The following is a 15,397-nucleotide window of genomic DNA, read 5'->3' on the forward strand; positions in this document are numbered from 1 at the left end:
TTCAGATCCTAAAAAACTAAAAAAGAGGATGATTTAATCATCCTCTTTTTTAAAACTGAAAATACAGAACATGTGTTTAATACGTTTAAATCTGCATATTGATAATCAATATTGAGCATTGATCTGTTTTAATTCATTAGACTTAAGTGGTAGGGCAAGTCTAGTTAGTTAATGGGTTGTTTAAAAATTAGTCTATTCTAAAGCCTGAATTCATACAATTTATGATGATATTCGTAAAACTTTATTAGACTAAAGTCTAAGACTGATGGTTGAAATAAAAAATAAAAATCACCGCTATGTTTAACGGTGATCATTAATTTGAAAAAAAATTAATTAATGACGATTAATATCAAGGTAAAAAACAGAGCTCAATAAGTCCATAAATTTTTTGACGCCTTCTGAGTTAGTACTTTTTCTATAGCTTGCAAATAAATCGATTGAAGGTAATTCCACGTCTAGCGGGCGAATCACGGTGTTGTTCATCGTCAGTGGTGCGATATATCCAGGTAGAAAAGTACAGCCCAGGTTCATGCCAATAGAATTAATGTTAAAGAGGATATTGTCTGCAGTTTGAACAATATTTAAATTGATTTGATGGTATTTTGCAAAATCTAGAATGATCTTATTTAGGGTTTGAGATTGCTGTTCAGAAGGAATAATGAAATCGATTCCATCGAGCTCTTTTACTGGAATGCGATCGTATTTAGCGAGTGGATGATCTTTGGGGAGTAAGAAAATCAAAGGTTCTCGTAAAACAAATTGACTTTCGATTTCATCACTAAATAGATTTTGACGAGTAAAAGCGATATCAATTTCGCCTTTTTTTAACATTTTTGACTGATCGGAGTTGTTTAAGCTTAACAATTCAATCTTTAAATCCCGGTTTTGAACACGAAGATTAGGGAGAACGTAAGGAAAAATTTTCATTTCAACGACGGGAACAAAGCCGATACGTAACAATTGCTGTTTAGATTTGGCAATCTGACGAGTCATTGCGACTGCTTTGTCTGCTTGGGCTATCGTGAGGCGAGCTTGTTCAAGGAAGACTTGACCCTCCTCAGTGAGTTCTACCTTACGTTTTGTACGATAAAGCAAAGGGACGCCAATTTCATCTTCAAGATCTTTAATCTGCTGGCTCAATGATGGCTGAGCAGTATAAAGGCGCAAGGCTGCTTTGGTGAAGTTGAGTTCTTCTGCCACAGCAATGAAATATCGTAGGTGTCGTAGTTCCATAAAAAATCATCCAAAGATTGATTCATATAATGTCTAAATATGATCAAGTGCGAGTATAGTTCACAAATGGATATTCGGTGAAGTGGGGCTGAGCATATTGAAATATCAACGTTATTATTAAAATATGGTAAAATTCACGTATTCAGCGATTGATTAATTTATCGATAAAACATCTTGATTCAAACAAAAAAAATATTTCCCCAAAACTCGTTCAAAACTCATTATCTCTGCAAAGTTGAGTCTATTAGTTTGTGTCTAATTTAGTCACAGGAGAGCTTTTCATGAGTGGGAAAATTGATGTGCGCGAAATCGATGCTTTAGTCGATGCACAAAATGGACGTATCACGCCATCTATTTATACAGATCCAGATATCTATGAACTAGAACTTGAACGTGTGTTCGGTCGTACATGGTTATTCCTTTGCCATGAAAGCCAAATTCCAAAGGCTGGTGATTTCTTCAATACCTATATGGGTGAAGATCCGATCATCGTGGTACGTCAAAAAGACGGTTCAATCAAAGCATTGTTAAACCAATGTCGTCACCGTTCAATGCGCGTGAGCTTTGCTGACTGCGGTAACACTCGTGCATTTACATGTCCATACCACGGTTGGTCTTATGGCGTAGACGGCTCTCTTAAAGATATTCCTCTTGAAGATCGTGCATTCCCTCAAGGCGCATGTAAAGAGAAGTGGAGTTTGATCGAAGTAAACCGTGTGAAGTCTTATAAAGGCTTAATCTTCGGTTGTTGGGATGAAACAACTCCAGACCTTGAAGAATACATGGGTGATATCGCTTGGTACTTAGATGGCGTATTAGATCGTCGTCCAGGTGGTACTGAGATCATCGGTGGTGTTCATAAGTGGGAAATCGAATGTAACTGGAAATTTGCGGCTGAACAGTTTGCATCTGACCAATATCATGCATTGTTCTCTCACGCATCTGCGATTCAAGTATTAGGTGCTAAACCTGATGACGAATCTACTAAGAAATTAGGTGCTGCGCAAACTGCACGTCCTGTATGGGAAACTGCGAAAGACGCGATCCAATATGGTTCACGTGGTCACGGTTCAGGCTTCTTCTTTACAGAGAAACCAGATGCAAACGTATGGGTTGATGGTGAAGTAGCGAACTATTTCCGCGAAACTTACGAAGAAGTTAAAGAGCGTCTTGGTGAAATTCGTGCGTTACGTCTTGCTGGTCATAACACTATGTTCCCAACATTGTCTTGGTTAAACGGTACAGCAACACTTCGCGTATGGCACCCACGTGGTCCAAACAAAACTGAAGTATGGGCGTTCTGTATTGCGGATGCTGAAGCGTCACAAGAAGTGAAAGAAGCGTTTGAACGTTCTGCGACACGTGCATTTGGTCCAGCTGGTTTCTTAGAGCAAGATGACTCTGAAAACTGGATCGAAATTCAAAAAGTATTACGTGGTTACAAAGCGCGTCAAAACAAACTCATTATGGAAATGGGTCTTGGCAACGAGAAAATTCGTGAAGATGGTATCCCTGGTATCACCAACTACATTTTCTCAGAAACTGCGGCACGCGGCATGTACCGTCGTTGGGCAGACTTGCTAATCCATGAAAAATGGGAAGATGTTGAGAAAGCAGCTGACGAATATGAGAAGGAGCTTATGAAATGAGTCAAGTGAGTTTAGAACTTCACCATCAAATTAGCCAATTCCTCTATCGTGAAGCGAAATTGCTTGACGATTGGAAATTCCGCGACTGGTTAGATACGTTAGCTGAAGATATTTCTTACACGCTACGTACAACACCAAATGCTCAAACACGTGACCGTCGTCGTTCAATTGAACCACCTACAACTTGGGTGTTCAATGATACGAAAGATCTTTTAGAGCGTCGTGTTGCTCGTCTTGAAACAGGTATGGCTTGGGCTGAAGAGCCTCCATCACGTACAACTCATATGGTGAGTAACGTGATCGTAGAAGCTACTGAAGTGGAAGGCGAATACGATGTATACGTTACATATCTTTTGTACCGTACACAAAAAGAGAAAGATGTCACGATTTACTGTGGTAAACGTCATGACAAGATCCGTAAAGTTGAAGGTGGCCTAGGCTTCCAAATTTTCAACCGTAAGATCACGCTTGATCAAGTTACCTATAACTCTCACAACCTGAGTGTATTCTTCTAATGAATAAGATTTTTGTTTGCCAAGTTGACGAATTAGACGAAGGCGAAGCGTTGAAAGTAGATTGCGGCGTTAACGGTATCGATGCGCTTGCAGTGTTTAACAATGGTGGTGAGTTCTTCGCAATGAATGACCGTTGTTCTCATGGTAATGCTTCAATGTCAGAAGGTTATCTTGAAGACGATGGCACTGTCGAATGCCCATTGCATTCAGCTCGCTTCTGTTTAAAAACCGGTCAAGCATTATGTTTACCAGCGACAGATCCAATTCAAACTTTCCCAGTGATTGTTGAAGATGGTGCGTTATACGTTGAGATGGCAGGAGAGTAATCATGGGTTGGCTTAAAGGCGAAGTTGCACTGATCACAGGTGGTGGTTCTGGTTTAGGTTGGGCTTTAGTTGAACGCTTCCTTGAAGAAGGTGCACACGTTGGTGTGTTACAACGTTCACAATCTAAAGTCGATGCTTTAAAAGAACGCTTTGGTGATCAAATTGTTGCAATCGCTGGTGATGTTGCCAACTATGAAGACAATGTCCGTGCTGTAAAAGCAACTGTTGAGCGTTTTGGTAAGCTTGATTGCTTTATTGGTAATGCAGGAATCTGGGATCACTACGCAGATATCGTCAATTCTTCAGGTGAGCAACTTGATAAAGCGTTTGACGAAATCATGGGAATTAATACGAAAGCATTAATTCTAGGTGCTAAAGCTGCACTTGATGAGTTAGTAAAATCTGAAGGTTCGATAATCTTCACACTATCTAACTCAGCATTATATTCTGCGGGTGGTGGTCCAGTTTACACAGCATCTAAGCATGCTGGCGTAGGCATCATGAAGGAATTGGCGTACGAGCTTGCACCCAAAGTTCGTGTGAATGCTGTTGCGCCGTCAGGTATGAATGTAAACATTAAAGGTGCTGCATCATTAGGCCAAGAAAATCTAGGTCTTTTAGATGCGCGTGATCCTGAGAAAATCGCGCGTGGTATGCCGTTGAACTTCTTACCTGAGCCTGAAGAAATGACAGGTTCTTATGTGCTCTTGGCATCTCGTCAAAATAACCGACCTTTAACTGGTGTTCTGATCAATGCAGAATGTGGTTTGGGTATTCGTGGTCTACGTCAACCACGTGCTGGTTTCTTTGACGAATAAAATCTAGTCTAAAAAAATGGACTTATCGGCAGCCTGTTCTAAGGCTGCCTTCCTTTTAAGGAGTCTCTCATGGCCGTTAAACTTATTTGTGCTTCGCACAGTCCTTTAATGGAATTTGCTTCACCTCAAGATCAGTCAAAAGAGCAAAAAGTACGTGCTGCTTTTGAACAATTATCTGCTGAAGTAAAAGCTTACGATCCAACACTGATCATTACTTTTGGTCCAGACCATTTTAACGGTTTTTTCTACGACCTTATGCCAAGTTTCTGTGTCGGTATCCGTGCTACGGCTGCTGGTGACTGGGATTACGGTAAAATTGACAATAAAATCGATGTTCCTGAAGACAAGGCTTTGGCACTTGTGCGTCAAGTTCTAGATGAAGGTGTTGATGTTGCATACTCATATCGTATGCAGGCTGACCATGGTGTGACTCAACCATTACACTTCCTTTGTGATGGAAAACTTGATCGTTATAAAACGATTCCAATATTTATTAATGGCGCTGCCGCACCAATGCCAACCACAAAGCGTACCATTGCTTTAGGCCGTGCGGTTGGACAATATATTAAGTCACTTAATCTTGAAAATGAGCGTGTACTTGTATTGGGTACAGGTGGTTTGTCTCATGATCCACCAACACCTCAAATGGGTTCAGTGCCACCAGAAGTTGAAGAGTTTTTAATTGCTGGCCGTAATCCAACTGAAGAAGCACGTAATGCGCGTCAAGCGAAAATTATTGCAGTTGGTCAGAAACTTGCTGCTGGAGATACATCAGTTGCAGTACCGCTGAGCCCTGAGTGGGATATTGCATTGCTTGAGAAATTTAAACAAGCAGATTTTGCTGCAATGGAAGCGATGACTGAGGCAGAAATTCGTGTCGAAGGTGGTCGTGGTGGTCAAGAAGTGCGTTGCTGGATGGCAGCATTTGCTGCACTGAGCGAAGTTGGTGAGTATGAAATGACAACTCACTGCTATGAAGATATTAGTGAGTGGATTGCGGGCTTCGGTATCGTATCTGCGGAATTAAAAGGTTAATCCCATGAGCAATGTAAACAACATCGTCATCGTTGGTGCGGGTCAAGCAGGCGCAAGTGCGATCCTTGAGCTTCGTGCAAACAAATATGAAGGTAAAATCACATTAATTGGTGATGAAACGCATCTTCCTTATGAGCGTCCACCACTGTCTAAAGACGTGATTTTAAAACCTGAAGAAACCAAGATTGAAATTTTATCTGAAGAAAAATTAGCAGATCTTGGTGTGACAGCAATTCGCGGTAATGGTGTCGTGAAAATCAACGCTGAAGCCAAAACTGTCGAACTTCAAAATGGTGATGTTGTTGCTTATGACAAATTGCTGATTGCAACTGGCGGTGCAGCACGTCGTCTTCCAAACTTCGATGCACTTGGCAAACATGTTTACACGCTGCGTAATCTTGAAGATTCACAAGCCCTTGTATCAGTGTTACAAAAAGGTCAACGTATCATCCTGATTGGTGGTGGTGTAATCGGTCTTGAGCTTGCATCATCTGCACGTTTCAAAGAATGTGAAGTCACTGTCATTGAAATGGGACCAATGGTGATGGGGCGTTCATCGCCACGCATCTTGAGTGAATTCTTGCTTGAACAGCAAAAATTGGCAGGTGTGGATGTTCGTCTTTCAACTTCAATTGCAGATTGCAAGCTTGATGGCGAAGAAATTGTGGTGACTTTAGCCGATGGCGAAGAACTTCGTGCGGATGCTGTGGTTTACGGTATCGGTATTGTGCCAAATGCACAGTTGGCAGTTGATGCTGGTCTTGACGTTGATCTCGCGATCAAAGTAAACGAAAATTGCCAAACCTCGAATGCTGATATTTATGCGGCAGGTGATGTGGCAACTCAACTTCGTGACTGTGGTAACCACCGTCGTGTTGAGACTTGGGAAAATGCCAATCTTCAAGCAGGTATCTTTGCACGCCATGTGATGGGTGTAGAACATCCTACTCCTAATCCAGCATGGTTCTGGACAGATCAGTTGGACATTAACTACCAATTCGTAGGTGATATGGCAGCAGCTGAGTGGTTAGTACGTGGTGAAATCAATCCTGAGCTACGTGCAGAATCTTCATTTGTATTGTTCGGTGTGACTGACGGTATTATTGTTGGTGGTATTACGGTAAATGCGGCTAAAGAAATGCGTCATCTTAAAAAATTGATTAGCAAACAAGCTGCATTTGAAGCAGATAAATATTTAGATCTTAGCCAAGACCTTCGTAAACTTGTGAAGTAAACTTGGTGAGATTGTGCAACAGACCTAGGGTAACTTAGGTCTGTTTTTTATGTGCCTAAGAAAATATTGATTTAATTTTGAGCAAATTATGAATTCTAGTTCCTCAAATATAATGGTCGTTGCGAGTATATATGCCTTATTGGTATTGATATGGGCTGCAACACCACTTGCCATTGTATGGAGTGTTGCAGAAATTCATCCAATGTGGGTGCTCATCATTCGATACTTTGGTGCATCTATAATTGCTTTGGCGTTGCTCAAAATGATGCGTGATCCACTCCCGTTTGATCATGTATCGCTGAAAAGTTATGTGGCTGGTAGCCTAAATTTAATAGGTGCGCAGTTATTTATCTACTTAGCAGCAAATTATTTAACGTCAGGCTTAATGGCACTGATCTTCGGATTTTCGCCATTAATTGCAGGTCTCATTGGACATCTCATCCTAAAAACACATAAGTTGTCTATTTTACAATGGAGTGGAATGGTCATTGCCGTATTGGGTCTCACATTTGTTTTTGCAGAATCTGCAGATGAGCGAGTCAATCCTTGGGGTGTGGTTCTGATGCTGATCAGTATGGTGTCGTATATCAGTTCAATTTTTTGGGTCAAACAAATTAATGCACCTTTAAGCCCCATGAGTCAGGCAACAGGTTCATTAATCTTTTCAGCTTTAGGATCACTCTTAATCATTCCATTCATTTGGCAACAAATCCCAACTGTGCTACCAAGTACGCAAGCGATGGTGGGTTTTTTGTTCACAATGATCATGTCATCAATTGTTGCGATGCTGTGCTATTTTTGGTTAATCCGCCGCTTAGCAGCGTCGACAGTGTCTTTGAGTAATGTCATGACGCCAGTCATCGCCCTAGTTTTGGGGGCATCCTTAAATAATGAAATTATTCATAATGACGCCTTGTGGGGGATTGTCGTTGTGATGATGGGGTTGCTGATGTATTTTAATCGAGAGCTCTTGAAACTATTCTTAAAAAAATGAGTGAAAAAAGTGGTTTTAATCACACACGTACAACTACATGAATATATAAGATTCATAATGTTACAAAACTATGCTTTAGCCCAAGCTCGAATTTAGGAATACTGAAAAAGTCAGTTCAAATCAGCAAAAAAAATTGAACATTTTTTGCATAATTTGGACTGTTTTACTTTAGCTCAAGTTCAAACTTATCTAAAATAGAAGTGGTACAGTTTGAAATCTATACAAGTTATCAATTTGTCACATTAATATTTTAGAATCTGCTGGTGAAAACGATAGAAATCTATTTATTTTATTTCAAAATTCGTTATCATCGCGCCCTCTAGTTATAACTCTACACAATAGGCTAACTAGAACTCTATAAAGCACCGAGTCAAAGGACCGCAAGTCACCCGACTTATTTCTATTAACCCATATCAGAGATGGTAATTCGATATGAGCGTTTCTTCTGTAAATCCTGCACCTAATTCTACTAACGAATACTATTTGACTCGCCAAAGTCAGATGGAATCTAATGTTCGTAGCTATCCACGTAAATTGCCGTTAGCGATAGCAAAAGCACAAGGTTGCTGGGTTACTGATGTTGAAGGTACAGAGTACCTCGATTGTTTAGCTGGGGCAGGAACATTGGCTTTAGGCCATAATCATCCTGCGGTCATTCAAAGTATTCAAGACACTTTAGCGAGTGGTCTTCCATTACATACTTTGGATTTAACGACACCTTTAAAAGATGCTTTTACTGAAGCTTTACTTGCTGAATTACCGGGTGGTAAAGAAGAGTACTGCCTACAGTTCTGTGGTCCATCTGGTGCAGATGGTACAGAAGCAGCAATTAAACTTGCAAAAACATATACTGGCCGTGGCACTGTGATCAGCTTCTCTGGTGGCTACCATGGTATGACTCACGGCTCATTAGCAATGACAGGTAATTTGTCTGCTAAAAACGCTGTGAATGGTTTAATGCCAGGCGTTCAATTCATGCCGTATCCACATGAATACCGTTGCCCACTAGGTTTAGGCGGTGAAGCGGGTGTTGACGCGCTTACTTATTTCTTTGAAAACTTCATCGAAGATGTTGAAAGCGGTGTGACTAAGCCTGCTGCAGTTATCCTTGAAGCGATTCAAGGCGAGGGCGGTGTGGTTACAGCACCTGTGAAATGGTTGAAAAAAATTCGTGAAGTGACTGAAAAGCACAACATCGTTTTAATTCTTGATGAAGTACAAGCTGGTTTCGCGCGTTCAGGAAAAATGTTTGCCTTTGAACATGCGGGTATCGAACCTGATGTTGTAGTGATGTCGAAAGCAGTAGGTGGAAGCTTACCACTTGCAGTACTTGGTATTAAGCGTAAGTTTGATGCTTGGCAGCCTGCAGGTCACACGGGTACTTTCCGTGGTAACCAATTGGCTATGGGTACTGGTCTTGCTACGATCAAAACGATTAAAGAGCAAAATCTTGCGCAAAACGCACAAGAGCGCGGTGATTTCCTTCAAGCTGAATTGAAGAAATTAGCTGTAGAATTCCCATGTATCGGTAATGTACGTGGCCGCGGTTTAATGATCGGTATCGAAATCGTTGATGAGCGTAAACCTGCTGACCATATGGGTTCACTTCCTGCAGATGGTCAATTGGCTGCTGCAATCCAAGCAGCGTGTTTCAACAACAAATTGTTGTTAGAAAAGGGTGGGCGTAACGGTACAGTGATTCGTCTACTTTGCCCATTAATTATTAACCAAGCTGAATGTGAAGAAGTAATTGTGCGCTTTAAGAAAGCAATTTCTGAAGCATTAGTTGCGGTACGAGGCGCTTAATTCATGGTAGATTTTGCAGAACACCGTAAAGCTTTGCTCTGTAATGATGCTGCATCCATTGCTGACTATACGTCAGCAATGGATCAGGCAACTCAAGCAGTAGCAGCTTGGTTACAAAATGACAAAATGTACACAGGCGGTAGCATTAAAGAGCTACGCAGTGCAATTGCATTTAATCCTTCTAAAGAAGGATTGGGTGTGGAAAAGTCATTACAGCGTATGGTTGAGCTATTCCTTAATAAGAGCTTAAAAGTACATCATCCTCATTCTTTAGCGCATTTGCATTGTCCTACTATGGTGACTAGCCAAATCGCAGAAGTACTCATTAACGCAACTAACCAATCGATGGACTCATGGGATCAAAGCCCTGCAGGTTCATTGATGGAAGTTCAGTTGATCGATTGGCTTCGTCAAAAAGTTGGTTATGGTGCAGGTCAAGCAGGTGTGTTCACCTCTGGCGGTACGCAGTCAAACTTGATGGGTGTATTGCTTGCACGTGATGCATGTATCGCGAAAAACTGGAAAGACGAAAACGGCAATCCGTGGTCTGTTCAGCGTGATGGCGTACCTGCGGAAGCGATGCGAAACGTTAAAGTCATTTGTTCTGAAAATGCTCACTTCTCTGTGCAAAAGAACATGGCGATGATGGGAATGGGCTTCCAATCTGTAGTGACTGTGCCTGTCGACGAAAATGCGCGTATGGACATGGATGCACTAGAGAAAACCATGGCACACCTTCAAAATGAAGGCAAAATTGTGGCATGTGTGGTTGCAACTGCAGGTACTACCGATGCGGGTGCAATTGATCCTTTAAAGAAAGTCCGTGAAATCACCAACAAGTACGGCGCGTGGATGCATATCGATGCAGCATGGGGCGGTGCTTTAATCCTATCTAATAATCACCGTGATTTGTTAGATGGTATCGAGCTTTCTGATTCAATCACACTTGATTTCCATAAGCATTACTTCCAAACGATTTCTTGTGGTGCATTCTTACTTAAAGATGAAGCGAACTATCGCTTTATGCATTATGAAGCGGAATACTTAAACTCTGCTTATGATGAAGAGCATGGCGTACCAAACCTTGTTTCTAAATCTCTACAAACTACACGTCGTTTTGATGCGTTGAAATTGTGGATGACGATTGAAGCACTCGGTGAAGAGCTTTACGGCTCTATGATTGACCACGGTGTGACTTTAACGCGTGATGTTGCAGATTATATTAAAGCAACAGACGGTTTAGAGTTATTGGTTGAGCCACAATTTGCATCAGTCTTGTTCCGTGTAATTCCTGAAGGTTACCCAACAGAATTACTCGATACATTGAACCAAAACGTTGCGGATGAATTGTTTGCACGTGGTGAAGCGAATATTGGTGTGACTAAAGTCGGTCAGGTTCAATCATTGAAAATGACAACTTTAAGTCCAGTAGCAACTTTAGACAATGTGAAGAACTTGCTTGCGCTTGTACTGGCTGAGTCTGATCGCATCAAAGCTTCAATTGCTGATGGTACATATACGCCACCAATCGATTAATAGATTGTTTTAAAAAAAAAGCGCTCAATTGAGCGCTTTTTTGATATTAAAAATTCATAACTTTGACATATTTTTAGATCATGATTGAAAAAATCTTTATGCAGAATTAGGGAGATAATTATTAAAGAATAAGTAGGTAATAAAAACATCAGTATTTAACCGTAATTATTATAAATTGTTGAAATATAATTAAAAAATAAATAAGCAGGTTGGTGTAATAAAAATAATAAAATCGTAATAAAGCTGTAACCTTATTGTCATATTATCAAATCAAAATGCATGTATCGAAATAAGTACAATACTTCAATAAAAAGTAGCGTACTCCAAATTTGCATAAATTGAGAGATAACATGATGCGCTTTACAAATATTGCAATTGCATTAGCACTTTCTGGGGCAGCTGTAGCAACAACCGCAAATGCAGCACGTGACACAATTCAAATTGCGGGTTCTTCTACAGTATTGCCATATGCAAGTATTGTGGCTGAAGAATTCGGTAATAACTTCCCTCAATTTAAAACACCAGTAGTTGGTTCAGGCGGTTCGTCGGGTGGTTTAAAACAATTTTGTAATGGTGTTGGCGACAATACGATCGATATTGCTAACTCATCTCGTGCAATTAAATCGAGCGAATTGGCTGAATGTAAGAAAAATGGCGTTAACCAAGTATTAGAAATTAAAATCGGTTACGACGGTATCGTATTTGCTTCAAATGCTAACAAAGCAGCTTATAAATTACGTCCACAACATGTATTTGCAGCTTTGGCAGCTGAATTGCCTTCAAACGGTAAAATGGTAAAAAACCCATATACACGTTGGAATCAAATTGATAAATCATTACCAAATGAGCCAATCACGCTTGTAATCCCAGCTTCGAATCATGGTACACGTGAAGTCTTCCAGGAGAAAATGGTGGACGCTGGTTGTGAATCGTATGCTGCTATTAAAGCTTTAGATAAAGATGCCAAAAAGAAAGCTTGCACAACGTTCCGTAAAGATGGTCGTGTTGTGGAAATTGCGGGTGACTATACAGAAACACTTGCACGCTTAAAGACTTCTCCAAGTGCTGTTGGTGTGTTTGGTTTAGGTTTCTATGATCAAAACCGTGACCGTTTACGCGTTGCAACTGTGAACAATGTGGCACCGTCTGAAAACACGATTTTAAATGGTTCTTACCCTGTATCACGCCCATTATTCTTCTATGTAAAAGGTGAACACTTGAAATCAATCAAAGGTTTAGCACAGTTTACTGAATATTTCTTAAATAAGCGTGTTTCAGGTAAAGGTTCTAAGTTAGAAAAAGCGGGCTTAATTTCACTCTCTGACAAAGAACGCGCATCAATTTTGGCAAACTTTAAAGCAGGTAAAGCTGTTAAGTAATCAAACGACAAACTAATGGCAGGAATTATCCTGCCATTGGTTTTTTCATTGAAAAAAGTTTTTTCAAACCATGAAAATTGAAAAGACAGTGGAGAATACATGAATCTGCTACTTATAGGTGTGTTATTGGCGATCATCGCCATTGCCTATCAAATCGGATTACGCAAAAGCCGTAACTTAGCAGGTCAGGGAAATAACTCTGCCGCTTTGCATTCACGTCCTGGTTACTATGGGGCATTAGTTGCGTTGTGGTGTGGTATCCCTGCATTTTTAATTTTGATTGTTTGGAATTTGGTTGAGCCAACGATCTTGGAGCAGGTGGTACTTAATCATTTGCCACAGGATATTAAAGCAAGTCTAGATCCAGCAAGCCTAAACGTAGTTGTTGACCGTGTTCAAGCGATTGCGTCCGGATTTGGTGTCAGTGACACAGCAACGTCCTATGAAGTTGCAGCTGCAGAGCAACTGAGTAAATTTTCAACTATTGGCTCTTTTGCAAAATTAGCAGTTGTCATTTGCGCTGCATTGGCAGGGTTAGTATGGGCAAAAAAAAGAATTAGCCAAGATTTTAGAGCGCGTAATCAGGTCGAGAAAGTCATCAATGTTGGCTTAGCTTTATGTTCTGGTGTCGCAATTCTTACAACACTTGGAATTGTAATGTCGATGTTTGGAGAAGCGATGCGCTTCTTCAGCTTTGTTAATCCTTTTGATTTCTTCTTTGGAACAGAGTGGAACCCGGGTTTCAGTACTTCGGGGAGTGCAGAAGGAAGCTATGGTTTACTTCCATTGTTGTGGGGTACGCTCATGGTCAGTGGGATCGCACTATTGGTTGCTGTACCAGTAGGTTTAATGATCGCGATTTATTTGGCTGAATATGCTTCTCCTCGCTTCCGTTCTTGGGCAAAACCGACCATTGAAGTTTTAGCTGGTATTCCAACGATCGTTTATGGTGTATTTGCACTCATGATTATTGGCCCATTTATTAAAACTGTAGGGGCAATGGTTGGTATTGATATCAACGCAACGAGTGCGCTCACTGCAGGTTTTGTCATGGGAATCATGATCATTCCTTTTGTGTCTTCTTTATCTGATGACATTATTACTCAAGTGCCTCGAGCATTACGTGATGGATCTTTAGGATTAGGGGCGACCAAATCTGAAACGATTCGTAAAGTGGTCATTCCAGCAGCGTTGCCTGGCATTATTGGTGCATTTTTATTGGCTGCTTCCCGTGCAATTGGCGAAACTATGATCGTAGTTCTAGCAGCTGGTAACAGTCCTCTTTTACACGCAAATCCATTAGAAGCTGTTTCGACCGTAACGATTACGATTGTTAATCAATTAACAGGTGATACTGACTTTGCAAGTCCGCAAGCATTAGTCGCTTTCGCACTAGGACTTACATTGTTTGTGATTACTTTAGGTTTGAACATTGTTGCACTTTACATCGTGCGTAAATACCGTGAGCAATACGACTAATGAGTACTTCTAATCCTAATACTCTCGAGACAGTTGATTCAGCAACAGCTGAGCAGCTTAGAGAAAAGCGTAAGAAGACTATTCAGAATTCTTTAGCTAAACGTCATCGTAAAGAAAAGACGTTCCGTTTCTTCGGTTTTTCAGCAGTGATTGCTGGCTTATTCTTCGTAGTATTGCTATTCGGTAGTATTTTAGCGAAAGGCTTGCCTGCTTTTTGGCAAAGTAGCATGAATTTGCCAATCTATTTCGATCCAAAAATTATTGAAGTTGGTCCAAAACCTGTACTGGCTGAAGGTGAGAATCCAGCTCAGTATGAAGAACGCTTTATTGAGTGGCAGACTGAAGTTGGCATGGTGGATTGGGATGCATTGATCATCAATGCAATGATCAAACAAGATCCTCAACTTGAAGCACAACGTGATGATTTAAGCTATATCTATACGAGCTCTGAAGCATATCGTATCCGTGATATGGTGATGAATGATCCAAGCTTGGTTGGTAAAACAGTCGATGTAAAAGTCCTTGCTGATGCAAATATTGATGTGTGGCTTGCAGGTAATATTGATCGTTCTTTGCCAGATGAACAGCAACAACTTAGTCCTGAGATTCGTCAAATTGCTGATGAACTCAAGGCTAAAGGTGTCATCGAAAATTCATTTAACACGAATATTTTCACGAGTCCTGACTCACGTAGTTCACCAGCGACATCTGGTTTAGCTGGTGCATTCATGGGCTCATTGTTCATGATGTTGATTGTAATTTTTATTTCGATTCCAATCGGCGTTGCATCTGCGATCTATCTTGAAGAGTTCGCGCCAAAGAACTGGATTACAGATATTGTAGAAGTCAACATCAATAATTTGGCTGCTGTTCCATCGATTGTATTTGGTTTGCTTGGTGCTGCAATTTTTATTGGTTGGATGCATTTACCATTATCTGCCCCTTTGGTGGGTGGTCTTGTGTTAAGTTTAATGACATTGCCAACGGTGATTATTACGACACGGGCTTCTTTAAAAGCCGTTCCACCTTCGATTCGCCAAGCTGCATTAGGATTGGGTGCATCAAGACTGCAAACTGTTTTTCATCACGTCCTGCCTTTGGCATTACCAGGTATTTTAACAGGTGCAATTATTGGTGTTGCTCAAGCTTTGGGTGAGACAGCGCCGTTATTGCTGATTGGTATGAGTGCTTTTGTAGCCAGTGTTCCAGCAAGCCCATTCGATCAATCTACAGCGCTGCCTGTACAGATTTTCTTGTGGCAGGGTAATGAACTTCGTAACTTCTTTGAAGGTCGTACTGCTGCAGCCATTATTGTTCTCCTTGCGATGATGATTAGCTTAAATAGTTTAGCGATCTGGTTACGTAAGAAATTTGAAGTCCGTTGGTAGTCGGA

The 15,397-nt window shown here is 40.8% G+C and carries 13 protein-coding genes; 12 read left to right on the plus strand and 1 reads right to left on the minus strand.

Features of this window, described 5'->3' with window-relative positions; genetic code table 11:
* Window positions 1–333: 333 nt before the first annotated feature.
* Complete coding sequence (hcaR, locus tag AC1M89_RS04840) at window positions 334–1,233, minus strand: DNA-binding transcriptional regulator HcaR (protein ID WP_481595945.1); 900 nt, start codon at window positions 1,231–1,233, stop codon at window positions 334–336.
* Between the two features lie 281 nt (window positions 1,234–1,514).
* Here hcaR and hcaE point away from each other — a divergent pair, with 281 nt between their 5' ends.
* The 12 genes from hcaE (at window position 1,515) to pstA (ending at window position 15,392) form a co-directional block, all read left to right on the plus strand.
* The gene (hcaE, locus tag AC1M89_RS04845; RefSeq protein ID WP_092767097.1) at window positions 1,515–2,882 is read left to right on the plus strand and encodes a 3-phenylpropionate/cinnamic acid dioxygenase subunit alpha; all 1,368 of its coding nucleotides are present in this window, start codon (window positions 1,515–1,517) and stop codon (window positions 2,880–2,882) included.
* On the plus strand, window positions 2,879–3,397 hold the full coding sequence (hcaF, locus tag AC1M89_RS04850; RefSeq protein ID WP_035267127.1) for a 3-phenylpropionate/cinnamic acid dioxygenase subunit beta: 519 nt from the start codon (window positions 2,879–2,881) through the stop codon (window positions 3,395–3,397). The genes hcaE and hcaF overlap by 4 nt, the downstream gene beginning before the upstream one ends.
* The gene (hcaC, locus tag AC1M89_RS04855) at window positions 3,397–3,723 is read left to right on the plus strand and encodes a 3-phenylpropionate/cinnamic acid dioxygenase ferredoxin subunit (RefSeq protein ID WP_005181999.1); all 327 of its coding nucleotides are present in this window, start codon (window positions 3,397–3,399) and stop codon (window positions 3,721–3,723) included. Before hcaF ends, hcaC begins: the two co-directional genes overlap by 1 nt.
* A gap of 2 nt (window positions 3,724–3,725) precedes the next feature.
* Complete coding sequence (gene hcaB / locus AC1M89_RS04860) at window positions 3,726–4,541, plus strand: 3-phenylpropionate-dihydrodiol/cinnamic acid-dihydrodiol dehydrogenase (RefSeq protein WP_481613988.1); 816 nt, start codon at window positions 3,726–3,728, stop codon at window positions 4,539–4,541.
* A gap of 69 nt (window positions 4,542–4,610) precedes the next feature.
* Entirely contained in the window at window positions 4,611–5,576 is a 966-nt protein-coding gene (locus tag AC1M89_RS04865; protein ID WP_481591390.1) for a 3-carboxyethylcatechol 2,3-dioxygenase, read from the plus strand.
* Window positions 5,577–5,580: 4 nt separating this feature from the next.
* Window positions 5,581–6,810, plus strand: coding sequence for a 3-phenylpropionate/cinnamic acid dioxygenase ferredoxin--NAD(+) reductase subunit (hcaD, locus tag AC1M89_RS04870; RefSeq protein ID WP_481608823.1), 1,230 nt, complete (start codon window positions 5,581–5,583; stop codon window positions 6,808–6,810).
* 88 nt (window positions 6,811–6,898) lie between these two features.
* Window positions 6,899–7,804, plus strand: coding sequence for a DMT family transporter (locus AC1M89_RS04875; RefSeq protein ID WP_481608824.1), 906 nt, complete (start codon window positions 6,899–6,901; stop codon window positions 7,802–7,804).
* Between the two features lie 432 nt (window positions 7,805–8,236).
* Window positions 8,237–9,610, plus strand: coding sequence for a diaminobutyrate--2-oxoglutarate transaminase (locus AC1M89_RS04880; protein ID WP_481591392.1), 1,374 nt, complete (start codon window positions 8,237–8,239; stop codon window positions 9,608–9,610).
* Between the two features lie 3 nt (window positions 9,611–9,613).
* On the plus strand, window positions 9,614–11,146 hold the full coding sequence (locus AC1M89_RS04885) for a pyridoxal phosphate-dependent decarboxylase family protein (protein WP_481595949.1): 1,533 nt from the start codon (window positions 9,614–9,616) through the stop codon (window positions 11,144–11,146).
* Between the two features lie 353 nt (window positions 11,147–11,499).
* Window positions 11,500–12,525 carry a substrate-binding domain-containing protein gene (locus AC1M89_RS04890; RefSeq protein ID WP_481608860.1) on the plus strand — a complete coding sequence of 342 codons (1,026 nt, stop codon included), beginning with the start codon at window positions 11,500–11,502 and terminating at the stop codon, window positions 12,523–12,525.
* Window positions 12,526–12,624: 99 nt separating this feature from the next.
* Window positions 12,625–14,004 carry a phosphate ABC transporter permease subunit PstC gene (gene pstC / locus AC1M89_RS04895; RefSeq protein WP_092767091.1) on the plus strand — a complete coding sequence of 460 codons (1,380 nt, stop codon included), beginning with the start codon at window positions 12,625–12,627 and terminating at the stop codon, window positions 14,002–14,004.
* A complete protein-coding gene (gene pstA, locus AC1M89_RS04900) occupies window positions 14,004–15,392 on the plus strand; it encodes a phosphate ABC transporter permease PstA (protein ID WP_481591394.1) in 1,389 nt (462 codons plus the stop codon). Before pstC ends, pstA begins: the two co-directional genes overlap by 1 nt.
* Window positions 15,393–15,397 lie beyond the last annotated feature (5 nt).

The organism is Acinetobacter sp. ANC_7635 (assembly GCF_056779945.1).